At 71.5% G+C, this 22,403-nt stretch carries 18 protein-coding genes and 2 pseudogenes; 12 read left to right on the top strand and 8 right to left on the bottom strand.

From position 1 onward, the window contains the following. Nucleotides 1-56: 56 nt before the first annotated feature. Complete coding sequence (locus ACZ7D7_RS16200) at nt 57-716, bottom strand: MmyB family transcriptional regulator (RefSeq protein ID WP_470824932.1); 660 nt, start codon at nt 714-716, stop codon at nt 57-59. Nucleotides 717-939: 223 nt separating this feature from the next. Between ACZ7D7_RS16200 and ACZ7D7_RS16195 the strand changes: the two genes are divergently transcribed. From ACZ7D7_RS16195 to ACZ7D7_RS16185, 3 genes are all read left to right on the top strand, one after another. Then, nucleotides 940-1,596 carry a helix-turn-helix domain-containing protein gene (locus ACZ7D7_RS16195; RefSeq protein WP_470824931.1) on the top strand — a complete coding sequence of 219 codons (657 nt, stop codon included), beginning with the start codon at nt 940-942 and terminating at the stop codon, nt 1,594-1,596. Nucleotides 1,597-1,628: 32 nt separating this feature from the next. Continuing rightward, nucleotides 1,629-2,162: a toxin-antitoxin system, toxin component gene (locus tag ACZ7D7_RS16190; RefSeq protein WP_470825336.1), complete on the top strand. Its 534-nt coding sequence runs from the start codon at nt 1,629-1,631 to the stop codon at nt 2,160-2,162. Nucleotides 2,163-2,856: 694 nt separating this feature from the next. Then, entirely contained in the window at nt 2,857-3,147 is a 291-nt protein-coding gene (locus ACZ7D7_RS16185) for a hypothetical protein (RefSeq protein WP_470824930.1), read from the top strand. 104 nt (nt 3,148-3,251) lie between these two features. Here ACZ7D7_RS16185 and ACZ7D7_RS16180 read toward each other — a convergent pair whose 3' ends face one another. Then, nucleotides 3,252-3,929 carry a 4'-phosphopantetheinyl transferase family protein gene (locus ACZ7D7_RS16180; RefSeq protein ID WP_470824929.1) on the bottom strand — a complete coding sequence of 226 codons (678 nt, stop codon included), beginning with the start codon at nt 3,927-3,929 and terminating at the stop codon, nt 3,252-3,254. After that, nucleotides 3,926-4,786, bottom strand: coding sequence for a metallophosphoesterase family protein (locus ACZ7D7_RS16175; RefSeq protein WP_470824928.1), 861 nt, complete (start codon nt 4,784-4,786; stop codon nt 3,926-3,928). The genes ACZ7D7_RS16180 and ACZ7D7_RS16175 overlap by 4 nt, the downstream gene beginning before the upstream one ends. Nucleotides 4,787-5,172: 386 nt before the next feature. Here ACZ7D7_RS16175 and ACZ7D7_RS16170 point away from each other — a divergent pair, with 386 nt between their 5' ends. After that, on the top strand, nt 5,173-6,303 hold the full coding sequence (locus ACZ7D7_RS16170) for an ATP-grasp domain-containing protein (protein ID WP_470824927.1): 1,131 nt from the start codon (nt 5,173-5,175) through the stop codon (nt 6,301-6,303). Nucleotides 6,304-6,489: 186 nt separating this feature from the next. On the opposite strand, the gene ACZ7D7_RS16165 is transcribed toward ACZ7D7_RS16170, so the two are convergent. The 4 genes from ACZ7D7_RS16165 to ACZ7D7_RS16150 form a co-directional block, all read right to left on the bottom strand. Next, the gene (locus ACZ7D7_RS16165) at nt 6,490-10,806 is read right to left on the bottom strand and encodes an nSTAND1 domain-containing NTPase (protein ID WP_470824926.1); all 4,317 of its coding nucleotides are present in this window, start codon (nt 10,804-10,806) and stop codon (nt 6,490-6,492) included. Continuing rightward, entirely contained in the window at nt 10,803-11,129 is a 327-nt protein-coding gene (locus tag ACZ7D7_RS16160) for a CU044_2847 family protein (RefSeq protein WP_470824925.1), read from the bottom strand. The genes ACZ7D7_RS16165 and ACZ7D7_RS16160 overlap by 4 nt, the downstream gene beginning before the upstream one ends. Before the next feature lie 96 nt (nt 11,130-11,225). Next, nucleotides 11,226-11,651 (bottom strand): contact-dependent growth inhibition system immunity protein, encoded by a 426-nt coding sequence (locus tag ACZ7D7_RS16155; RefSeq protein ID WP_470824924.1) that lies wholly within the window; start codon nt 11,649-11,651, stop codon nt 11,226-11,228. Nucleotides 11,652-11,728: 77 nt separating this feature from the next. Further along, nucleotides 11,729-12,604: a sulfotransferase family protein gene (locus ACZ7D7_RS16150; protein ID WP_470824923.1), complete on the bottom strand. Its 876-nt coding sequence runs from the start codon at nt 12,602-12,604 to the stop codon at nt 11,729-11,731. Between the two features lie 450 nt (nt 12,605-13,054). Between ACZ7D7_RS16150 and ACZ7D7_RS16145 the strand changes: the two genes are divergently transcribed. After that, a complete protein-coding gene (locus tag ACZ7D7_RS16145) occupies nt 13,055-14,455 on the top strand; it encodes a glycoside hydrolase family 16 protein (protein ID WP_470824922.1) in 1,401 nt (466 codons plus the stop codon). Nucleotides 14,456-14,668: 213 nt separating this feature from the next. Here the strand turns inward: ACZ7D7_RS16145 and ACZ7D7_RS16140 are convergent, their stop codons facing one another. Beyond that, complete coding sequence (locus tag ACZ7D7_RS16140; RefSeq protein WP_470824921.1) at nt 14,669-15,565, bottom strand: helix-turn-helix domain-containing protein; 897 nt, start codon at nt 15,563-15,565, stop codon at nt 14,669-14,671. Between ACZ7D7_RS16140 and ACZ7D7_RS16135 the strand changes: the two are divergent. From ACZ7D7_RS16135 to gnd, 7 genes and pseudogenes are all read left to right on the top strand, one after another. Next, nucleotides 15,477-15,839, top strand: a pseudogene (locus ACZ7D7_RS16135) (hypothetical protein); the annotation flags it as partial. The gene ACZ7D7_RS16140 and the pseudogene ACZ7D7_RS16135 overlap by 89 nt on opposite strands. Nucleotides 15,840-15,851: 12 nt before the next feature. Continuing rightward, a pseudogene (locus ACZ7D7_RS16130) lies at nt 15,852-16,079 on the top strand (transketolase-like TK C-terminal-containing protein); the annotation flags it as partial. A 19-nt stretch (nt 16,080-16,098) separates the two neighbouring features. Further along, the gene (tal, locus tag ACZ7D7_RS16125) at nt 16,099-17,244 is read left to right on the top strand and encodes a transaldolase (RefSeq protein ID WP_470824920.1); all 1,146 of its coding nucleotides are present in this window, start codon (nt 16,099-16,101) and stop codon (nt 17,242-17,244) included. Continuing rightward, nucleotides 17,241-18,938 carry a glucose-6-phosphate dehydrogenase gene (gene zwf, locus ACZ7D7_RS16120; protein WP_470824918.1) on the top strand — a complete coding sequence of 566 codons (1,698 nt, stop codon included), beginning with the start codon at nt 17,241-17,243 and terminating at the stop codon, nt 18,936-18,938. Before tal ends, zwf begins: the two co-directional genes overlap by 4 nt. Continuing rightward, nucleotides 18,935-19,870 (top strand): glucose-6-phosphate dehydrogenase assembly protein OpcA, encoded by a 936-nt coding sequence (gene opcA / locus ACZ7D7_RS16115; protein ID WP_470824917.1) that lies wholly within the window; start codon nt 18,935-18,937, stop codon nt 19,868-19,870. The genes zwf and opcA overlap by 4 nt, the downstream gene beginning before the upstream one ends. Continuing rightward, nucleotides 19,863-21,515 (top strand): glucose-6-phosphate isomerase, encoded by a 1,653-nt coding sequence (gene pgi, locus ACZ7D7_RS16110; RefSeq protein ID WP_470824916.1) that lies wholly within the window; start codon nt 19,863-19,865, stop codon nt 21,513-21,515. Before opcA ends, pgi begins: the two co-directional genes overlap by 8 nt. Before the next feature lies 1 nt (nt 21,516). Further along, complete coding sequence (gene gnd, locus ACZ7D7_RS16105; protein WP_470824915.1) at nt 21,517-22,398, top strand: phosphogluconate dehydrogenase (NAD(+)-dependent, decarboxylating); 882 nt, start codon at nt 21,517-21,519, stop codon at nt 22,396-22,398. Nucleotides 22,399-22,403 lie beyond the last annotated feature (5 nt).

The raw sequence follows: 22,403 nt of genomic DNA, 5'->3' as shown, positions 1-22,403 counted from the left end.
GCCGGTTCACGGCACGGGTCTCGTCGGCGCGGCGTGTGCCGGGCCGACGGACCGGGTCACTCCGAGGGGACGACCCTGAGGTGCGTGGCGGCGCGGCGGGTGCCGCGGTCCCTGGAGGCCGGGGCGCGGCGGGGCTCGCGCAGGACCAGCGTCAGGCGCGTGTATCCCATGTCCCGCAGTGCCGCCGGTGTCTCGACGACGATCCGGCACTCGGTGCTGCCCCAGCGCGGGTCGGGGTGCACCAGCGGGCGCACCGCGCCGTCGTGCTCGACGGCACCCTTGCCCACGGCGCGGATCCAGTGCGGCAGGCCCTGCCGGTAGGCGGCCTCCATGATCGGGTCCTGGGCGATCTCGCGGCGCACGGCTTGCAGGACGTGGTCGTGTCCGTGGCGCTCCACGGCGTCCGCGAAGTGCGCCAGCATCGGCAGGCACCAGCTCGACTCGTGCTCGCCGAGGACCGTGCCCGCGTCCGGGTGGAAGAGCACGAACCGGAGGAAGTTGTCGCCCGGCATGGCGGTGGGATGCGGGCCGATGTCACGGAAGAGCGACCGGAAGGCACCATTGGCCAGGACCACGTCCCAGCGGTGGTCGACCACGAGGGAGGGGAAGGGCACGGCCTCCAGATAGCCGGCGTAGTCCCGCACGTACGCCTGGTCCTCACAACCGTCGGGGACGGGCCGCGGTGCCGGCCGCTGCCCTCCTGCCTGAAACGCCATCGGGAGGTCACCCCTCTTGCCTATGCGGCCTTCACGCGGCGCCCCGATCCTGCTGCCCAGAAGCTTGCCATGTCAACTATCGTGGCATTTCATGCCCGTTGACGGCTGGAATTGGCCACAGTTGTGGCGAGACCTGGATGTGAGTTCGAGACACGGGCTACTCTCCGGGAAGTTCACGGCAACCGCTTGTGAGAAGCCTGTGAGAGACGTAGGAGATCTGGCGGTGACGGATGGCTTCGAGGGTCCGGGCGTCACGCCCTCGGCCGCGCTGACGGCCGTCGTCACCCGCGTCACCGCACTCGCCGACCGGCTCGGGGTGCCGCACGCCGAAGTCTTCGACGTCGGCCGTCTGTCCGTCGCCTCCGGCGTCCCGGAGTCCGTCGTCAAGGCGCTGCTCGCCGGCCGGGACGCGGGCGAACCCGATGTGCAGGCCCGCTTCCTGCAACGCCTCGACCTGCTGCGCCGCACCCGGCTGAAGCCGAACGGCCGCAAGTACACCCAGCAGGAGATAGCCGACGGCGCCGGCATGTCGCGGCAGCAGGCGGGCGCCCTCATCAACGGCGACCGGCGTCCCACCATGGAGCACTGCGACGCCATCCAGCGCTTCTTCCGGGTGCACGCCGGTTTCCTCACGGCCGAGGACCCCGAGGCGCTCACCGGCGCCCTCCAGCGCACCGAGCAGGAACTGCTGCAGAAGTTGGCCGACACCGAGCGCCGCGCCGCCGCGGTGGCCGACGACCCGCTGGAGAGACTGCTGCAGGACCACGGCGTCCGCGGAATAGCCTGGCGCGCCGCGCAGTTGCCCACCGACCAGCACCGCGACAAGGTCGCGGAGTGGCTGGACATGCTCCTGGAGAGCGTCAAGCGGCCCGAATCCTGACCGTGGGGAGAAGTGTGGGAACCGCAAGGGAAATGCGCCGCCTGTGCGGCGAGTTGGTCGCGGAGCTGACGCTTCCCGCACCGGCGCGGCCGAGCGACCTGTACGGCGCGCTGTGCGACGCGATGAGCAGACGCCGCGGCCGTCCCGTGCTCTTCCGAACCGCCGCCTTCCCGCCCGGCACCGCGAGCGGGCTGTGGCTCGACATGGCGGAGCAGGACCTCGTCGTGATCGAGGAACGCACCGCGCCGGACCACCAGTTGGTGATCCTGGGCCACGAGCTGTGGCACATGAAGGCCGGGCACTGCGCGCACCACGTGGAGGGCGCGGCGGTCGCGGCCCGGCTGCTGGACGACGACGCCGATCTGCACGCGACGGTCCTGAAGGTGGCGGCGCGCACCCGGTTCGACGAGGCGGACGAGAAGGAGGCCGAGAGCTTCGGCCTGCTGCTGGCCAGCAAGTGCCGTACGTGGCTCGCCGGTTCGTCGCTGCGGGCGCCGGTGCAGCGGGACCGGCTGGCCGGCCGCATCGAGGCTTCCCTGGGCTACCTGGGCCGCCAGCAGAACTGAACGGGGACGGTTCAGTGCGCGTCGGCGCCTATCTCGCCCATCCGCGGCCGGGGAGCTTCAACCACGCGGTGTTCGACGCCGTCGTCGCCGAACTGCGCGACCGCGGCTGCCAGGTGCTCGCACACGACCTGTGCGCCGAGGGCTTCCCGCCGGGTGCGGACGTTCTACGACCGGTCCCAGAAGATCGAAGAGGTGCTGTCCGCCGACGGGACGGAGACCGTACGGGAGGCCGCCGACGCCGGTGACGAGCCGGTGGCACTGCACCGTGGTCGCGACGCTGGACGCGCTGGTGTTCGTGCACCCCAACTGGTGGGGCATGCCGGCGCGCCGTGCTCACCGGCTGGGTGGGAGGCGGCGGCGCTGATCTCCTGACGGGGCCGGCCCGGCGGGAGGGCGGTGGACTGGGGGCGCGAGGGCGGGAGGCGGTGCCCCGGGGGTGCGGGACGGCTGGAGGTCTCAGGTCCGGGGCCTGCGGTTCCGCAGGGGCGCGTGGCGTGGTCGCGAGCCGTGTCGCGCTGCCGTGAGCCCCGGCGCACTGTTCCCCGGGGCGTTTCAGCTCGGCTGAGCGGGCGAACCGACGTGCAGCGCGGCCGGATTGTCAGTGGTGGGCGGCAAGCTGGGAGTGCGCCGCCGTACGGAGGCGTACGCGCCACGGCGCGGGACACGACGACGCCGACACGGGGAGAGCCGACCGATGCCCACTGCCGTACTGACCGACCGCGAGCGCACCGCGGTCCAGGCCTACCTCCGACTCCTGCACACGGTGCGAGCCACCCTCGACGCGGCATCGGGCCCGCCGGACCCCCGTCACGGGCCCGGCGCCGGGCCCGACGTCCCGATCCCGCCCGTGGTTCCTCCCGTGGTTCCCCCCGTCGTCCCGCCGTCGGTCCTCGCGGAGGCCGAACTGGCCCTGGCGGAGGCCGGTCTGAGCGGAAACGAGGAGGCGTTCTTCCGGCTGCTGCGGGAGTGGTGCCCGGAGGCCTGACACGCGGGGTCGGGCAGGTCGGGCGGGGCACCGCACCCGGCGGTGAGACGGCGCTCGGCCCGGCCCGCCAGGCCCTGCCCGCCAGGCCCGCTGGTCTCCGTCCGTCAGGCCGGTGTGATGGACACCGCGGTGGCCAGCAGCCCGTCCCGGTACGTCCAGCGGCCGTCGAAGTGGTCGACGCGGCGGTCCCCGACCCACGGGCCCGGGACGAGGAGCGCGGCGCGGAAGGTGCCGCTCGGGCGGTCGCCGGGGTCGACGGAGATCTCGATGTCGGCCTCGCTGAAGTCCAGCCACTTCCGGGTCAGCGGGAACCACGCCTTGTAGACGGACTCCTTGGCGCTGAACAGCAGCCGGTCCCAGTGCACTTCGGGCCGCTCGGCGGCCAGCCGGCGCAGCCGCTCCGCCTCGGCGGGCAGCGCCACGGCGGGCAGGACGCCGTCGGGCAGCGGCCCGGCGGGCTCGGCGTCGATGCCGAGGGAGGCCAGGTCGCCGGCGCGGGCGAGGGCGGCGCCGCAGAAGCCGGCGCAGTGGGTCATGCTGCCGACGAGGCCGTCCGGCCAGCGGGGGGCGCCGCGTTCGCCGGGCAGCACCGGCTGCGGCGGCACGCCGAGCTTCTCCATGGCACGGCGCGCGCAGGACCGTACTCCCGCGAACTCCCGGCGGCGCTTCTCGACGGCCCGCGCGACGAGCGCCTCCTCCTCCGGGTACAGCGGCGCCTCGCCGCCCTCGCCGCCGTGGGCCTCCACGACGACGGCGGTGTCCGGCAGCAACTCCTCGATCACGGCGTCTCGTCCTCTCCGGGCAGGATGCGCTTGAGCCGTCCCGGCGGCTGGGGCCGCTTGCGCCACTCGCGGGGGTATCCCACCGACACCTCCTCGAAGCGGACGCCGTCGCGCCAGGTGGTCCGCGGGATGTGGAGGTGGCCGTAGACCATGGTGTGGACGGGGAACCGGCGGTGCCAGTCCGCGGTCAGCCGGGTCCCGCACCACATGGCGAACTCGGGATACCAGAGGACCTCCGTGGGATGCCGGTCCAGCGGATAGTGGTTGACGAGGACGACCGGCAGGTCGTCGGGCAGTTCGGCGAGCCGGCGTTCGGTCGCCTCGACCCGTGCCCGGCACCAGTCCTCGCGGGTGGGGTACGGGTCGGGGTGCAGCAGGTACTCGTCGTTGCACACGACACCCGTGCCGTGCGCGTAGGCGAGCCCCTCCTCCTTGGTCGTGGACCCGGCCGGCAGGAACGTGTAGTCGTACAGCAGGAAGAGCGGCGCCACGGCGACCGGGCCGCCCGGGCCCTCCCAGACGGGGTACGGGTCCTCGGGGGTGACCACGCCGAGGTCGCGGCACATGTCGACGAGGTGGTCGTAGCGCTCGACGCCGCGCAGGGCGACGGAGTCACTGGGATGGGTCCACAGTTCGTGGTTGCCGGGCGCCCAGACGACCTTGCGGAAACGGCCCGCCAGGGTCTTCAGCGCCCAGCGGATGTCCGCCACCTTCTCGGAGACGTCACCCGCGACGAGGAGCCAGTCGTCGTCCGAGGCGGGCCGCATCCGCTCGACGATCTCGCGGTTCTCCGGATAGCCGATGTGCAGGTCGCTGACGGCCCACACCTGTCCCACACCGTCGGTCGTCGACGTCACGCCCTCGCCCCCTCCGAGCACACGTTCGGCATTACGAGATCACATCCCGCGCCCCCGGACAAGGTCGGCCGGACGCCTCGGCCACAAGGTGCAACGACACCGCGCGATCTCCTGGAGAGAGCCCTGGGGAAAGCCCTGGGCAAAGCTTTGGAGAGGGCCCGGGGAGCTCCTGGGGAGAGCCCCGGCGGCGACGCCCGGGAGCGGCACGGCGCGATCGCGTGAATCCGTAACACACGCGTTGCACGCGGCACCCCGCGAACCCCTATGATCGCCCCAACACCACCGTCTCGATTTGCCATCGCGCAGGGCGGTTTGGTGTACCTCCATTCGACCTGCCCGGGCACGGGCCGCTCAGCCCTGCCCGCGAACCCTGAAAGGCGGCCTGCATGGTCTCTCGCGTACGCGTCTGGCTCAACCGCACGTACGCGGAGAACGTGTTCTTCATGGATCAGCTGCGGAGAAATCCCAGCGACCGGGCCGTCGAGATCCATGCCACGCACGGCGACGCCGACTCACCCGTGCTGGCCGCCGCCGACACCGCCGAACTGGAGCCCGAGGGCCTGTCCCCGGCCGCCTACGTGGAGTTCGCGCTCGACCAGTGCACACGGCGCGGCATCGACGTGTTCGTGCCGCGGCTGCACCAGGCCGCGATCGTGGCGCACCGCGCGGAGTTCGAGTCGGCCGGTACGGCGCTGCTGGCGCCGCCGCCCGAGGCGGTGGCCGTCTTCCAGGACAAGGTGGTCGCCTACGAGGCCGTGCAGGCGATCGGGGTGCCGGTGCCGCCGTGGTGGCGGGTCCGGTCCGCCGACGAACTGCTCGCCGCCGTCGAGGAGTTGGAGGCGAACGGGCACCGGGCCTGCTTCAAGCCGGCGTCCGGCGCGGGCGGCGTGGGCTTCCGCGTGATCACGCGCACCCCCTTCTCGATGACGCACCTGAGCGGCTTCCCGAGCCCGCACGTGCCGCTGGACCTCGTCCTCGACGCGCTGCGGACGGCCGACGAGCCGGTGGACTGGCTGGTGATGCCGCGTCTGGAGCAGCCCGAGGTGTCGGTGGACTGCCTGACCGGCCCCGACAACCGCGTCCGGATGGCCGTCGGCCGCACGAAGAACGGCCGGCGCCGGGGCTTCACCCTGCACGAGCGCTGGCTGGAGCCGGCCCGCCGCATCGCGGAGGGCTTCGGGCTGCACTACCTGTCCAACATCCAGTTCCGGATGTACGGCGACGAGCCGGTGCTCATGGACGTCAACACCCGCCCGGCCGGCGGGCTGCACCAGCTGTCGCTGTGCGGGATCAACGCACCCTGGGCGGCGGTGCGGCTGGCCCTCGGCGAGGACCCCGGCGAGGTGACGCCGCCGTTCCTCGGGCCGGACTACACGGTGGTCTCCGGACCGCGTCAGCTGCGTCCGGTGTCGCTGCCGCAGCAGCACCGCGAGGAGGACACGGGCCACCTGCTGCCGGCCCTCCCGGCCCCCGCCGACTCGGTCGAGCCGAACACGGCGCAGGCGCTGCCGCTGTAGCCCACGGCAACCCGTCAACTGGTGCTCCTCCTGGCAGGAAGCCGCCCGTGCTCCGGACCACGCGGGGCACGGGCGGCCCTCAGGCTGATCGGCCCGCCCTCTCCGAGGCGACCACAGGGGTCTCGCACCTGGCCGGATCACTCCGCGCCTCAGCCCTCACCGACCGCCAATGGCGTCGGCCGCGGCTCAGGGACAGATGTGGTGGTACGCGATTCCGTCGGGAACGTAGCGGTCCCATTCCCGTTCGGTCAGGGACCTGCCCGCGATCGTGCACGCCCGGTCGGTGAGAACGGCGAGGTCGCGGAAGGCGTGGGTGTCCCACAGCCGTACGGTCAGATCGGAGCTTCCGGTGACGAGGGTCTTGCCGTCCGGGGAGAAGGAGGCCGAGTCCACGGGACTGGTGTGACCGGTGTACAGGGCCAACTGCCGGTGGGTCTCGATGTCCCAGAGGCGAATGGTGCGGTCGTCACCGAACGTCGCCAGGGTCCGTCCGTCCGGGCTGACGACGGCCGACCAGACGACGCCGGTGTGGCCCGTGAGGGTGGCGAGCCGACGGTGAGTGCGCGCGTCCCAGAGTCGCACCGCGCCGTCCCGGCCACTGCTGACGAGGGTTTTCCCGTCCGGGGTGAAGGAGACCGACTGCGCCATGTCGGTGTGCCCCTCGAGCGTCGTCGTGAGGCGGCGACTGCTGACGTCCCACAGCCTGAGCCTGCCGTCACCGCTCGCCATGGCGAGGGTGCCGCCGTCCCGGCTGAAGGCGACGGAGTGGATCGACTTGTTGACCGCGTCGAGGGTGCCGAGACGGCGGTGGGTCCGGACGTCCATCAGGAGCACGGACGAGGACTGAAAGCCACCGGTCACAAGGATCCTGCCGTCCGGGCTGAAGGCCGTCCAGCCGGCCCCCGCGGCAATGGACGCCAGCTCCGAACGGGTCCGTACGTTCCACAAGCGGGTCGTCCCGTCGATGTAACTGCTGGTGGCGAGAGTGCGGCTGTCCGGGCTGAAGCTGACGGACTGCACAGGCCTGCTGTGGCCTGCGAGTGAGGCGAGGCGACGATGCGTGCGCGCGTCCCACAGGACGACATCCGGACTGTCGTGGCCGCTCGCGGCGACGAACCTGCCGTCCGGGCTGAACCGTACGGAGCTCACCTCGCCGCTGTGCCCGGTCAGCCGGCCCAGCAGGCGCCGCGTACGGGCCTCGTACAAGCGGACGACCCCGGTGTCGTCACTGACCGCCAGCACCTTCCCGTTCGGGCTGTACACGGCTTGCGGTGGCGAGATCACTTTCTGTCGTGGCGGACTGTCCGTGGCTATCGTGGTGAGCGGTCGCCCGACCCGCATGCCCCACAGCCGGACAGTGGCATCCGCGGACCCGCTGGCCAGTATGGCGCCGTCCGGGCTGAACGCGAGTGCGTTCACAGCCCCGGTGTGGCTGTTCAGCACGGTCACGGCCGCGCGCTCCGCCACGTCCCACAGCCAGATGGAACGGTCATGGCTTCCGCTCGCCAGGGTCCGGCCGTCCGGGCTGAACGCCACGGCCCACACGGTGTTGCTGTGGCCCGTGAACGTGGCCAGTGGGCGGTGGCCACGGACGTCCCACAGGCGCGCCGTGGAATCGCTCGCCCCCGTGGCCAGCATCTGGCCGTCCGGGCTGAACGCCAGCGAAGTCACCTGTGCCGTGTGGCCTTTCAGCGTGGCCGTGCGCCGCTTGTCCCGCACGTCCCAGAGCTGAACCTCGGACTGGTCGCTCTTGCTGGTGCGGAAGCCGAAGACGGTGACGGCGAGGGTCGCGCCGTCCGGGCTGAACGCCAGGTGGTGGGGCAGGGCGCCGTCGTCGCTGCGGTGCACCCGGAGTTCGTCGATCTTCCGATGAGTACGGGCGTCCCAGAGCAGGACCTTTCCCCGATCGCCTCCGGTGGCGACCGTGCCTCCGTCCGGGCTGAAGAGGACCGGGCTTCCGGCGCGGGCCAGGACGGCGTGCGGCTTTCGGGTGCGGGCGTCCCACAGTCGTACTTCCCACCCGTCGTGGCTGGTGGCGAGGGTCCTGCCGTCCGGGCTGAACGTCACCGTGTGCACCTGGCTGCTGCGGCCGTCGAGCGAGGCCCGTTCCCGGCGCCCCGCCACGTCCCACAGCCGTGCCGTGCCGTCGTCACCGCTGGTCGCGAGGGTCTTGCCGTCCGGGCTGAAGGCGACCGACTCCACCGCTTTGGAATGCCCCGTGAGGGTCGTCCGCACGGGCGAGTACACCGTGGACAGGAGCTGCGCACGGGTGTGCGGAGTCGGGGAGATGTGCTGAGCGGCCAGGGCGAGGCGGGCCGCCAGGGCCGGGTCGGCGTTGGCCTGCTGCCGGCTCTGCTCCGTCAGGCTCCGGCCGGCGGCCAGGGCTCGCTGCTCACTGCTGTCGCGGGCGTTGCGGGTGGCCAGAAGGACCGCCACAACAGCCAGTACCGTGAGCACGGCGAAACCCGCGAGGGACAGCCGGCGCCGACGGGCGCGACGCTGCTGGACCTGAGCACTGGCCTCGACGAACTCGGTTTCTTCGACGGGTACTTCGGCGCCGCGTTCGCCGATCCACCGCCGCGCCTGCGTGATCTGTTCCCGGCTGAGCGCCAGTGCCTGCGGGCGGCCCTGCTCCTGCCATGCCCGCAAGGACCGGCGCAGCCCTTCCTGCCATCTGCGGAACTCCCCGTTCTCCTCGACCCAGCGTTGCAGTTGCGGCCACTTCTCCACCAGTGCCTGGTGGGCGAGTTCCGCGGTGTCCCGCCCCGTCGGCCGGCGCGTGACCACGACCAGCCGCGTACTGGCCAGCCGGTGGATCAACGCCCAGTCGCTCTCGGAGAATTCGGTGCGGGCGGCGACCCTGCGGGTGTCCGGGCCGCGCTCGCCGGCGTCCAGTTGCTCGCCGGGACGTACCAGCTGGATGAAGATCCGCTCCAGCGCCTGCCGCTCGGCCCCGTCCACCCGGTCCCACAGCCTGCTGTCCGCGTCCTTCGCCAGGGCTCCCTCCACGCCGCCGAGTTCCTGGTACGCGGCGGTGGTCAGCCACCCGCGCTCCTGCCGTTCCCACAGACGGCTCAGGGTGTACTCCAGCATCGGCAGCGCGGCCGGACCGGGCGGGGTGTCCTGCAGCAGTCGCTCGACCAGGCCGTCGGCGAACCGGACCCCCGCGTGCCTCTCCAGCGGACGGGTGATCGCCTCCCGCAGCTGCGTCCGCGTCATCGGCTGGACCACCGCGGAGGTGGCGTCCCATGCTGCGCGGAGATGCGGGAGCCGCTCGATCTGCGAGAGGTAATCGATCCGGGCCACCACCACGGCCTGGGCGGAGCGACTGCCGTCCGTGCGACGAGCAGTCAATACCCCGAGTACGGCGTCCAGCCGCCGTGCTGTGTCGGGCGCGTCCGCGAGCAGCGTTTCGAACTGGTCGGCCACCAGCAGCAGCCGGGAGCGCCCGCCGCGGCGGGCCAGTATCCGCTCCACGGCAAGACGGATGCCCTGCTCGTCGGTGAGCTGCCGGGCCAGCGCCGACCAGTGATCGTGCCATCCCGTCTGCATGGTGTCCGCGTCCCCCGCCGAGGCGAGGGCCCAGGCCAGCAACTCCTCGGCGGTGAGGCGCAGCCCGAGGGGCAGGCGGGCGATCACGTACCGGTCGCTGTCGAGGTGTCCGAGCAGGCCGGCGCCGACCAGCGAGGACTTGCCGACGCCAGAGGGTCCGAGCACGGGCAGGACGGGGACCTGCTGTTGCTCGAGGAGTTCGATCAACCGCTGTGTCTCGTTCGTACGGCCGTGGAAGACGGCGCGGTCGCGCTCGGTGAACGACAGCAGTTCGCGGTACGGGCTGTCCGCCAGCAGCCTTCTGCGGAGTTGGGGCCACTCCCGGGTGAGGGACTCCACCGTGAGGGCGTAACCGGTCCGGCGCCGCTGGTCTCCCTCGACGGCGACGACGACGCCGATGACACCGCCGTATGCCTCGTCCCACACCGGCGCCCCGCTGAAGCCTCCGGCGAGCGGGAAGGGCACGTCCGCGTCGCAGGTCAGCTGCCACCAACCGGTTCCCTCACGGCCCTCGACGGTGCCCCGGCTCCAGATCCCGGCATCCTTGCTGCCGCCCCGGCCCGGAAATCTCGGGAAACCGAAGGCCCGCCAGCGGTGCCCGGCCAGGTCCTCCGCCTCCACGATCCGCAGGGGTACGGCACCCGACGGGGGCTCGTCGTCCAGTTGCAGGACGGCGACATCGCCGCTGCTGTCATCGGCGACGGGCACGCTGAAGTGCACGGAGGCCCGCGCCGCGGGCCGCCCTGGCAGCAGTGGGAAGTCGAGCGTGACCGGAAGAAGATCCGGCAGCGGTTCGTCAGCCGGGAGCCCCGCGGTGGAGGCGACGACGTGGGCGCACGTCAGCAACAGCCTGTCGGGGATCAAGAACGCCACCCCGACCGGGCAGCCGTTGTGCAGGACCCGGGCCGTCCCGCGTTCCCACGCGGAACCCGGCTCGCCCCTCGGCGTCATGTGCCGCCTTCCGGGCGGTTCCACTCCAGTTCCAACCTGATGTGCGCCTCCCCGGATCCCTTCGCCACGACCAGGCCCGCCTCCGCGGTCACCCGTAGTCCGAACTCCGCACGGACGTGATCGGGGCTGCGCGGCAGATCCGCGAGCCGCTCCAGCATCGTGGCGGCCACCCGCTGCACCCGGGCCATGCCCGACTCGAACGTATCGGCGGAGGTCTCGAAGAGGTCGTCACCGCGACTCGCCCGGATCACCCCGGAACCCTGTTCGTCGGACAACTCGACGACGAAGACCTCGCCGTCCTCGAAGGGGACGCTCAGGTACACGACGACCTCCCTGTCGCACCGTCAGATCGCTTGCGAGGCAAGGCACTTACGCTGCCCTTCCCGGCCTGACATGGTAGCCGCGGACTCCGAACCCCGTCAGCGAAGCGCGTTGGGGCGAGCGACGTAGCGGGCGAGCTCCTCGGCGGAGCCGTGGGGCAGGTCGGCCAGTGCTGCCTCCGGCAGGGTTTTCATCACGGTGCGCAGCCGTGTCGCGAGGTCCGGGAACGGAGCCCAGGCCGAAGCAGGGACGTTCACCGTGGCGAGCAGCAGGTCGCCCTCGTAGTAGTGGGCGTCAAGCATCGGCTCCTCGAGCAGCAGGCGCACCGCGAGGGGAAGGACGTAGGGCAGTGCCACCTGCTGGGAGATGAGCGTACGCAGATCCGCCGGCCCCAGTTCGCCCAGCGGAATCCGCCGTAGCTCATGCACTCTTCGCACCAGACCCGTTGCATCCGAGCCAGGAGGCGCCCAGCGAGGCGGGTCCAGTTCGTCGAGCGTGCGGTCGAGGTGCAGCAGGCGGTCCATGGGAGTTCATTGTCGCCGGGGGGGAGGAAAGCTCCGACTCGGATCACGAGTCATGGTCATGGGTCACGGGTCATGGGTCACTTCGCCCCGTCGTCCGGATACCCCCACACCCGCGCCAGTTCCCTCAGTCGCGCCGGAAGCACCGCCGGGTCGGCCGTGCGGGCGGCCTGGATGCGGCCGGACCTGATGGTGCTGGACCAGTCGCCGAGCTGCGGGCGGAACGTGCCGTGGTCCTTGCTGCCGTAGTCGAGCATGCCGGGCTCCCAGGGGACACCCAGGTAGTCGCAGAGGCCCCGGGTGACCCGTTCCGGTTCGGCGGTGAGGTCCTCGTAGGTGATGACGTGGGGGGCCAGGGCGCGGCGGGCCTCCTCCAGCTTCTCGCTGTAGCGCAGGACCTCGTCGAGGATGGCCGCGTGGTCGGGGTCGGCGCGGCGGTCGGTGAGGGAAGCGACGACGGCGGCCGGGTGACGCAGCAGCAGGACGTAGCGCGCGTCGGGCCAACATCGCTGCAGCCGGGGCCAGATGAGGGTGTTGGGCGGGGTCTTGTCGACGATGACGTCCTTGCCGCTGCGAGTGAGTTCGAGGTGCAGCACCCGGTCCCACAGCACGTGTTCGAGCTCGTCCTTGTCGAGTTCGAGCGCCCGCATGGCGTCGGCGGTGAAGTCCCTGGACAGGTGGACGTGCACGGTGCGCAGGTGCATCTCGTGCGGGGCGCGGACACGGCTGTGGCTGTTGAGCAGGACCCGCAGCAGGGTGGAGCCGGAGCGTACCGAGGACAGCACGAACACCGGGGACTCGACCAGGCGCGGCGCCCGGGGCGCGGTGTAGCGGCCCTGGGCGGCGTCCTGGGCGCGGCGGGGTCCCGGGACGGCGTCGAGGGTGCGGCGCGGCGGGCTGACCGCCTGCATCATGAGCCTCCCCCGCCGCTTGAGGCCCTTCCCGATCGCGGACATACGCGGGTCTCGCACCGTGCCACCTCTCTCTCGCACCTTGCTTCCGCATCCCAGGCGCGCCGGGCGAACCGCGAATGTCGGGCAGGCGAACGAAAGACGTCAGGACGAGCAGAAACCCCATGCCGACCTGGAGGTTTCCCGGTTCCTTAATTCTTCGTGGGAATCCCGGTCACAGCATCCGCACAACTCGCTTCCGGGTTCCGGATACTCCACCGGGAAGGGGCAGGGACCTCCGCCGCGTCCACGGGGTTCATCGCCTGAACCCGCCCACCCCGCACAGGACTTTCTCGGTTTCACCTCTTGACGACGGGGCCGCCCGGGAGCACATTACTCGCGTTTGAGAGCGCTCTCAGTCAGCGCTGCAGCCGTAAGACACCCTGCACCTGAACCCGCATCCACACTCCCCGCACCCGCATCCCCCGCACCCCCGTACCCGAAAGGCGCCCCCACATGAGCGATTCTCCCGGCGCGCGCGGCAGACGGCGGTCCTTCCGCCGTGCCCTCGTCGCCGCCGCGACCACCCTCGGCCTCGCCGCCGCGGCGGCCACGGCCGCCTCCCCGACCGCCATCGCCGCCGCGCCCCCTCCCCCGTCGGGCTGGACGCAGGTCTTCGTCGACGACTTCAACGGCGCGGCGGGCTCCGGCGTCAACACCGCCAACTGGCAGTACGCGACCGGCACCGGCTATCCCGGCGGCCCCGCCAACTGGGGCACCGGCGAGAAGGAGACGATGACGTCCAGCACGAGCAACGTCTCGCTGGACGGCAGCGGCAACCTCCGCATCACCCCGCGCCGCGACGCGGCCGGCAACTGGACGTCGGGCCGCATCGAGACCAACCGCACCGACTTCCAGCCCCCGGCGGGCGGCAAGCTGCGCGTCGAGGCCCGTATCCAGGTCCCGAACGTGACGGGTGCCGCCGCCAAGGGCTACTGGCCGGCGTTCTGGATGCTCGGCGCGCCCTACCGCGGCAACTACTGGAACTGGCCGTCCGTCGGTGAGCTGGACATCATGGAGAACACCAACGGGATGAACACGGTGTTCGCCACGATGCACTGCGGCACCTCGCCCGGCGGACCGTGCAACGAGACCTCCGGCATCGGCGGCAACACGACGTGCTCCGGCACGACCTGCCAGGCGGGCTTCCACACGTACCGCATGGAGTGGGACCGCTCCTCCAGCGTCGAGGAGATCCGCTTCTACCTGGACGGCGTCAACTTCCACACGGTGCGCGAGAGTCAGCTCGACGCGACGACGTGGGCGAACGCCACGAACCACGGCTACTACATCATCCTCAACGTCGCGATGGGCGGCGGTTTCCCGGACGCCTTCGGCGGCGGCCCGGACGCCGGCACCCAGCCCGGCCACTCGATGCTCGTCGACTACGTCCAGGTGCTGTCGGCCGGTGGGAGCGGTACCACGCCTCCGCCGAGCGGCGGCAGCCGGGACGCGTACGGCACCGTCCAGGCCGAGTCGTTCGACAGCCAGTCCGGTCTGATCACGGAGGGCACCAGCGACACCGGCGGCGGGCGGAACATCGGCGCGATCGCAGGCGGCGACTGGGCCCTGTTCAAGGGGGTCGACTTCGGCTCCACGGCGGCCCGGCAGTTCAGCGCCCGGGTGGCGAGCGGTGCCGCGTCCGGCGTCAGCGGTCTGGTGGAGGTCCGGCTCGACAGCCGCAGCAACGCGCCCATCGGCAGTTTCGCGGTGGGCAACACGGGCGGCTGGCAGTCGTGGCGGACGATCCCGGCGAACATCAGCTCGGTGACGGGCACGCACGACGTCTATCTGACGTTCACCAGCGGCCAGCCCGCCGACTTCGTGAACGTCAACTGGTTCACTTTCGGCCGCTGAACGGCCGGTTGCCTTCCTCCTCGCGGTACGGCGCCGGGGGCGGTCCTCACACCGAGGGCCGCCCCCGGCGCCATGTGCCCGCACCCCCCGCCTCCCCCTGGCCCCTGCCTCGCGCACCGCCCCGCCTCCCCCACCACCCCTGCCTCGCGGACCGCCCCTGGCGCGCAGCTCCGTGCCCGGCCGCCCGTGCCCCCGCCCCCCGTCCGGCCGGGCTCACCTCCCCCGCAGCTCCGCCCGGAACACCGCCGGCGTCGCGTCCGTGTGCTGGTGGAAGAACTTGGAGAAGTTGGCCGCGTCCGGGAAGCCGACCGCCGCGCCGACCCTGCCGATGGGCAGGTCGGTGTGGGCGAGGAGGCGTTTGGCCTCCAGGACGACCCGCTTGTCGATGAAGGCCTTGGGCGTCTCGCCGGTCGCGGCGCGCACCGCGCGGACCAGGGTGCGGCGGGAGTAGCCCAGCCCGTCGGCGTAGGCGCTGACGCTGTGATTGCTGGCGAAACCTTCCTCCACCGCGTCCCTGAACAGCGTGAACGTGGTGTCCGCCCGCCGCCGTTCCGCCTCCGCCGAGCTGGCCGCGAGGTGGGCGAGGCGCAGCAGGAACGCGGTCAGCGTGTGCCGCAGTACCGCCGTGTGCAGGCTGAGGGGCAGCGTGCCGGCGTCCTCGTACTCGCGGCGCAGCTGGGCGAGGCCGTCGCGGAGCCCGGCGAGCTGCGCCTCGTCGGGGCGGAGCAGGGGCGGCAGGTCGTAGCGGTACAGGCCGGTGGCCTCGACGGTGGAGCGGGGCAGGAAGCCGGGTTGCATGGTCAGGACGGTTCCGCGGTACTCGCCGCCCGTGGCGAAGCGGTGGACCTGTCCCGGGCGGATCCACAGCAGTTCGCCGGCCCGTGCCTCGTACTCGGCGAAGTCGATCATGTGCCGTACGGGTCCGGCGTCGATCAGCATCACGACGTGGAAGTCGATGCGGTGCACGCGGTCCAGCGGCGCGTCGGCGTGCCACCGGTGGTCGCCCATCGGGGCGACCTGCATGCCCACGCCGCACACGCTCCGGTCGACAGGGAAGGGGAAGGTTCTGATCCCGGCGCCGTCGTCGCCTTGCGGGTTTCTGTCCGCCATGTCGTTATCGTGCCGCCTCGGTCGCGCAGTCGGTGTCCCACTTTCACCACAGGCTGACACAGGCAGACCTTCCCCCGAAAAAGTCAGACTTTTAGTTTTGAACGCAAAAGACGAGTACACGGCCGTGATCAAGGATCTCTTGAAGATGAGCGCGCAGAGCCCGGCTCAGAGGCAGCGGGTCGGGAACGGGCACCCCGGCACCGCGACGAGCGTGGCTCCCGCCACGTACACGATCTTTCAGGAAGTGATGCGTCACGACCCGGCCGATCCGGAGAGGGCGGGCCGTCGCGCATACCGCGACCGGGTCCTTCCGCCGTCCGTGCGGGCCCGCGTTGCGGTCGGGCCGGGCGTGGCCCTGACGTGGTACCGGTTCGTGGGTGACGCAGGACGGATCGTTTCCCTCGAGCACTTCGGCGCGTCCGCGGACACCGCCACCCTGTGCGCCGAGTACGGGTTCCCCCCCGAGAACGTCGTCGCGGCCGCCCGGGAATCCTTCGCCGCCGCGCGCGGTTGATCCGATCGCCAGAAAGAAGATGATCACTGTGACCGAAGCGACCGCGAGCGCGGGAGCCCTCAGGAGCCTGGCCGACGAGGGCGTGTCGATCTGGCTGGACGACCTGTCGCGCAGCCGCATCACGTCCGGCAACCTCGCCGAGCTGATCGAGCGCCGCCAGGTGGTCGGCGTGACGACCAACCCGTCGATCTTCCAGGCCGCGATCGGCTCCGGCGAGGGTTACGAGGAGCAGCTCGCCGACCTGGCGGTGCGGGGCGTGACCGTGGACGAGGCCGTCCGCATGATGACGACCGCCGACGTCCGCGCCGCAGCCGATGTCCTGTATCCGGTATACGAGGCGACGGACGGTCGTGACGGCCGCGTGTCCATCGAGGTCGACCCGCGCCTGGCCCACGACACGGCGGCGACGATCGCCGAGGCCCGGCAGCTCGCCTGGCTGGTCGACCGCCCCAACGTGATGATCAAGATTCCGGCGACGCGGGCCGGGCTCCCGGCGATCACCGAGGTGATCGGCGCCGGCATCAGCGTCAACGTCACGCTGATCTTCTCGCTGGAGCGCTACCGCGAGGTCATGGACGCCTACCTCGCCGGCCTGGAGAAGGCGCGGGCCGCCGGCATCGACCTGGCGGGCCTGCACTCGGTGGCCTCCTTCTTCGTCTCCCGCGTCGACAGCGAGATCGACAAGCGGCTGACGCTGCTGGGCACGGACGAGGCCCTCGGCCTGAAGGGCCGGGCGGCGCTGGCGAACGCGCAGCTCGCCTACGAGGCGTACGAGGAGGTCTTCGCCGGCGACCGTTTCACCGCGCTCGCCACGGCCGGTGCCAACCGGCAGCGTCCGCTGTGGGCGTCGACCGGGGTGAAGGATCCGGCGTACAAGGACACCCTGTACGTGGAGGAACTGGTCGCGCCCGGCACCGTGAACACGATGCCGGAGGCGACGCTGAACGCCACCGCCGACCACGGCCGGGTCCGGGGCGACACGGTGACCGGCGGCTACGCGCAGGCCCGCGCCGACCTGGCGGCCGTCGAGCGGCTCGGCATCTCCTACGAGGAGGTCGTCGCGCAGCTGGAGAACGAGGGCGTCGCCAAGTTCGAGGCGGCGTGGCAGGAGCTGCTGGACGCGGTCACGAAGTCCCTGAACAGCAAGGGAGTTGACGCGGAATGAGCAAGAAGCCCACCGAGTCCGGGGCCGCGAAGGCCGCCGGCACGACCAGGGCTGCCCAGGGCCGGAAGGCCGGCTCCGGCGCCGAGGCACCCGCCGGCGCCGCATCGCCCGCCGTGGCCCAGCCGTCGGCGACCGGCGCGGCCGGGGAGAGGCCGGAAGTCGTCCCGGCGGGGGCCCGGGTGAACCCGCTGCGCGATCCGCGCGACCGGCGGCTGCCGCGGATCGCCGGGCCGTCCGGGCTCGTCATCTTCGGCGTCACCGGCGACCTGTCCCGCAAGAAGCTGATGCCGGCCGTGTACGACCTGGCCAACCGGGGCCTGCTGCCGCCGGGTTTCTCCCTCGTCGGGTTCGCCCGGCGGGACTGGGAGAACCAGGACTTCGCCGAGGTCGTGCACGACGCGGTCCGCGAGCACGCCCGTACGCCGTTCCGCGAGGAGGTGTGGCAGCAGCTCGCGGAGGGCATGCGGTTCATCCCCGGCGACTTCGACGACGACACGGCGTTCAAGCAACTGCGCTCCGCGGTGGAGGAGTTGGACGCCTCGCGCGGCACGAGCGGCAACTACGCCTTCTACCTGTCGGTGCCGCCGAAGTTCTTCCCGAAGGTCGTGCAGCAGTTGAAGAAGCACGGTCTGGCGGACGCGCCGGAGGGTGCGTGGCGGCGCGCGGTCATCGAGAAGCCGTTCGGTCACGACCTGGACAGCGCCTGCGACCTGAACGCGATCGTGCACGAGGTGTTCGAGCCGGACCAGGTGTTCCGCATCGACCACTACCTGGGCAAGGAGACCGTCCAGAACATCCTGGCGCTGCGGTTCGCGAACCAGATGTTCGAGCCGATCTGGAACCGGTCGTACGTCGACCACGTGCAGATCACGATGGCCGAGGACATCGGCATCGGCGGCCGGGCCGGCTACTACGACGGCATCGGCGCCGCCCGCGACGTCATCCAGAACCACCTGCTGCAGCTGATGGCGCTCACCGCGATGGAGGAGCCCGCCTCCTTCGACGCGGCGTCGCTGCTCACCGAGAAGCTGAAGGTGTTCCGGGCGGTGAAGCTTCCGGACGACCTCGGACTGCATACGGTCCGCGGTCAGTACGCGCCCGCCTGGCAGGGCGGCGAGCAGGTGCGCGGCTACCTTCAGGAGGAGGGCATCGACCCGGCCTCCACGACGGACACGTACGCGGCGATCAAGCTGCACGTCGACAACCGCCGCTGGGCGGGAGTCCCGTTCTACCTGCGCACCGGCAAGCGGCTGGGCCGGCGGGTCACCGAGATCGCGGTGGTGTTCCAGCGGGCCCCGCACTCCCCGTTCGACTCCACGGCCACCGAGGAACTCGGGCAGAACGCGGTCGTCATCCGCGTCCAGCCCGACGAGGGCATGACGGTCCGGTTCGGTTCGAAGGTGCCGGGCACGTCGATGGAGATCCGGGACGTGACGATGGACTTCGCCTACGGCGAGTCGTTCACGGAGTCCAGCCCGGAGGCGTACGAGCGGCTCATCCTGGACGTCCTGCTGGGTGACGCGAACCTGTTCCCGCGTCACCAGGAGGTGGAAGAGTCCTGGAGGATCCTCGACCCGGTCGAGGAGTACTGGGCCGCGCACGGCAGGCCCGCGCAGTACGCCTCCGGCACCTGGGGTCCCCGGGAAGCCGACGAGATGCTCGCACGAGACGGACGGAGCTGGCGCAGGCCATGAAGATCGATCTGACCGACACCACGTCAAGCAAGATCAACAAGGCCTTGGTGCAGGGCCGCCGCGCCATCGGCACGCCCGCCGTGGGCATGGTCCTGACGATGGTGATCGTCACGGACGAGGAGAACGCCTACGACTCGATCAAGGCCGCGGAGGAGGCCTCGCACGAGCACCCCTCCCGCACCCTGGTCGTCATCAAGCGGCACGCCCGCACCCCGCGCGACCGCACCCGCTCCCACCTGGACGCCGAGGTGCGCGTCGGCGCCGACGCGGGCACCGGCGAGACCGTCGTGCTGCGCATGTACGGCGAGGTGTCGGAGCACGCCGACTCGGTGGTGCTGCCGCTGCTGCTGCCGGACGCGCCGGTCGTCGTGTGGTGGCCGGTGGACGCGCCGGAGAACCCGGCGAAGGACCCGCTGGGCGCTCTCGCGCAGCGACGCATCACCGACATGTATGCGGTCGAGCGTCCACTGGACGCACTGGAGGCGCGGCTGCGGTCGTACGCGCCCGGTGACACCGACCTGGCCTGGACGCGTCTGACGCCGTGGCGTTCGATGCTGGCGGCCGCCCTCGACCAGGCCCGCATGGAGATCACCTCGGCGGCCGTGGAGAGCGAGGCGGACAACCCGAGCGCCGAACTGCTGGCCCGCTGGCTCGAGGCCCGGCTGGGCGTGCGCGTGGACCGGGTAGAGACCGCCGGACCGGTGGTCACGGGCGTCCGGCTGGGCACCGCTCGCGGCGAGATCGTCATCGACCGTCCCGAGGGCCCGCTGGCCACGCTGGCCCTGCCCGGCCAGCCTTCGCGCACCCTCGCGCTGAAGGTCCGCACCACCTCCGAACTGATCGCCGAGGAGCTGCGGCGCCTCGACGCGGACGAGATGTACGCCGTCGCCCTGCGGGGCGAGGGCACCAAGGAGACTCCCGCACATGTCTGACACCCCCGAGCTCACCCGGCGCCCCGAGTGGACGGCCCTGGAGGACCACCGGGCCGGGCCGCTGCTCCACCCGGACCTGCGTGAGCTGTTCGCGGCGGACCCCTCCCGCGCGGAGCGGTACGTCGTGCACGTCGGCGACCTGCGCGTCGACTACTCGAAGAACCTCGTCACCGACGAGACGCTCGCCCTGCTCCAGGAACTCGCCGCCGCGGCCGACGTGTTCGGGCTGCGCGACGCCATGTTCGACGGCGAGCGGATCAACACCACCGAGGACCGCGCGGTGCTGCACACCGCGCTGCGCGCCCCGGCGGACGCCGTGATCGAGGTCGACGGCGAGAACGTCGTGCCGAAGGTCCACGCCGTCCTCGACCGGATGACCGGCTTCGCGGACCGGGTCCGCTCCGGCGAGTGGACCGGCCACACCGGCCGGCGGATCAGGAACGTCGTCAACATCGGCATCGGCGGCTCCGACCTCGGCCCCGCCATGGCCTACGAGGCGCTGCGGGCGTACACGGCCCGGGACTTGACGTTCCGCTTCGTGTCGAACGTGGACGGGGCCGACCTGCACGAGGCCGTGCGGGACCTGGACCCGGCGGAGACGCTGTTCGTCGTGGCGTCCAAGACGTTCACCACGATCGAGACGATCACCAACGCGACGTCGGCCCGCTCCTGGCTGCTGGACGGCCTGGGCGGCGACGAGAAGGCGGTCGCGAAGCACTTCGTCGCCCTGTCGACCAACGCGGAGAAGGTCGCCGGGTTCGGCATCGACACGGCGAACATGTTCGAGTTCTGGGACTGGGTCGGCGGACGCTACTCGTTCGACTCGGCGATCGGCCTGTCCCTGATGATCGCCATCGGCCCGGACCGGTTCCGGGAGATGCTCGACGGCTTCCGCATCGTCGACGAGCACTTCCGCGCCGCCCCGGCGGAGGCCAACGCCCCGCTGATCCTCGGCCTGCTGGGGATCTGGTACGGCAACTTCCTGGGCGCCCAGTCGCACGCGGTGCTGCCGTACAGCCACTACCTGTCCAGGTTCACCGCCTACCTCCAGCAGCTCGACATGGAGTCCAACGGCAAGTCGGTGGACCGCGAGGGCCGGCCGGTGCAGTGGCAGACCGGCCCGGTCGTGTGGGGCACGCCGGGCACCAACGGGCAGCACGCCTACTACCAGTTGATCCACCAGGGCACCAGGCTGATCCCGGCCGACCTGATCGGCTTCGCCCGCCCCGTCGCCGAACTGGGTGACGAACTGGCCGCGCAGCACGACCTGTTGATGGCGAACCTGTTCGCTCAGGGCCAGGCGCTCGCCTTCGGCAAGACCGCCGACGAGGTCCGTGCCGAGGGCGTGCCCGAGGAGCAGGTGCCGCACCGCACGTTCCGGGGCAACCACCCGACGACCACGATCCTGGCCCGCGAGCTGACGCCGTCCGTCCTCGGCCAGCTGATCGCGCTCTACGAGCACAAGGTGTTCGTGCAGGGCGCCGTCTGGAACATCGACTCCTTCGACCAGTGGGGCGTCGAGCTCGGCAAGGTCCTCGCCAAGCGCGTCGAACCCGCCCTCACCGAGGGCGCCGACGTACCGGGCCTCGACCCGTCCACCGCCGCCCTCGTGGCCGCGTACCGCACGCTCAAGGAAGTGAACTGACATGCAGCTGGGTCTGATCGGTCTGGGCAGGATGGGTGGCAACATGCGCGAGCGGATCCGCCGCGCCGGCCACACCGTCGTCGGCTACGACCGCAACCCCGACCTCTCCGACGTGGGCAGCCTCGCCGAACTCGTCGAGCGGCTCGACGCGCCGCGCACCGTGTGGGTGATGGTCCCGGCCGGCGCCGCCACCCAGTCCGTCGTCGACGAACTCGGCGGCCTGCTGGAGCCCGGCGACACCGTCGTCGACGGCGGCAACTCCCGCTGGAGCGACGACGAGAAGCACGCCGCCGAACTCGGCGCCAAGGGCATCGGCTTCGTCGACGCCGGCGTCTCGGGCGGCGTGTGGGGCCTGGAGAACGGCTACGCCCTGATGGTCGGCGGCGACACCGAACACGTCGACCGGCTCCGCCCGGTCTTCGACGCGCTCAAGCCCGAGGGCCCCTACGGCTACGTCCACGCGGGCAAGGTCGGCGCCGGACACTTCTCGAAGATGGTCCACAACGGCATCGAGTACGCCATGATGCAGGCCTACGCCGAGGGCTGGGAGCTGCTGGAGAAGGTCGACTCCGTGACCGACGTCCGGGAGGTCTTCCGCTCCTGGCAGGAGGGCACCGTCATCCGCTCCTGGCTGCTCGACCTCGCGGTCAACGCCCTCGACGAGGACGAGCACCTCGACAAGCTCCGGGGTTACGCACAGGACTCCGGTGAGGGACGCTGGACGGTGGAGGCCGCGATCGACAACGCGGTCCCGCTGCCCGCGATCACCGCGTCCCTGTTCGCGCGGTTCGCCTCCCGCCAGGACGACTCGCCGCAGATGAAGATGATCGCGGCACTGCGCAACCAGTTCGGCGGCCACGCCGTCGAGTCGGCGAAGGAGTAGCCGCC

This window comes from Streptomyces sp. NPDC037054, from assembly GCF_055606745.1.
The sequence above is the reverse complement of the archived record's forward strand: the minus strand, read 5'-3'. Positions and strand labels throughout refer to the sequence as shown.

Bases quoted from the DNA above. Each gene is read 5' to 3' on its own strand.
- ACZ7D7_RS16200 (WP_470824932.1), bottom strand. From the start codon at position 716: ATGGCGTTTCAGGCAGGAGGGCAGCGGCCGGCACCGCGGCCCGTCCCC.
- ACZ7D7_RS16190 (WP_470825336.1), top strand. From the start codon at position 1,629: ATGCGCCGCCTGTGCGGCGAGTTGGTCGCGGAGCTGACGCTTCCCGCA.
- ACZ7D7_RS16185 (WP_470824930.1), top strand. From the start codon at position 2,857: ATGCCCACTGCCGTACTGACCGACCGCGAGCGCACCGCGGTCCAGGCC.
- ACZ7D7_RS16170 (WP_470824927.1), top strand. From the start codon at position 5,173: ATGGTCTCTCGCGTACGCGTCTGGCTCAACCGCACGTACGCGGAGAAC.
- ACZ7D7_RS16165 (WP_470824926.1), bottom strand. From the start codon at position 10,806: ATGACGCCGAGGGGCGAGCCGGGTTCCGCGTGGGAACGCGGGACGGCC.
- ACZ7D7_RS16155 (WP_470824924.1), bottom strand. From the start codon at position 11,651: ATGGACCGCCTGCTGCACCTCGACCGCACGCTCGACGAACTGGACCCG.
- ACZ7D7_RS16150 (WP_470824923.1), bottom strand. From the start codon at position 12,604: ATGTCCGCGATCGGGAAGGGCCTCAAGCGGCGGGGGAGGCTCATGATG.
- ACZ7D7_RS16145 (WP_470824922.1), top strand. From the start codon at position 13,055: ATGAGCGATTCTCCCGGCGCGCGCGGCAGACGGCGGTCCTTCCGCCGT.
- ACZ7D7_RS16140 (WP_470824921.1), bottom strand. From the start codon at position 15,565: ATGGCGGACAGAAACCCGCAAGGCGACGACGGCGCCGGGATCAGAACC.
- tal (WP_470824920.1), top strand. From the start codon at position 16,099: ATGATCACTGTGACCGAAGCGACCGCGAGCGCGGGAGCCCTCAGGAGC.
- zwf (WP_470824918.1), top strand. From the start codon at position 17,241: ATGAGCAAGAAGCCCACCGAGTCCGGGGCCGCGAAGGCCGCCGGCACG.
- opcA (WP_470824917.1), top strand. From the start codon at position 18,935: ATGAAGATCGATCTGACCGACACCACGTCAAGCAAGATCAACAAGGCC.
- pgi (WP_470824916.1), top strand. From the start codon at position 19,863: ATGTCTGACACCCCCGAGCTCACCCGGCGCCCCGAGTGGACGGCCCTG.
- gnd (WP_470824915.1), top strand. From the start codon at position 21,517: ATGCAGCTGGGTCTGATCGGTCTGGGCAGGATGGGTGGCAACATGCGC.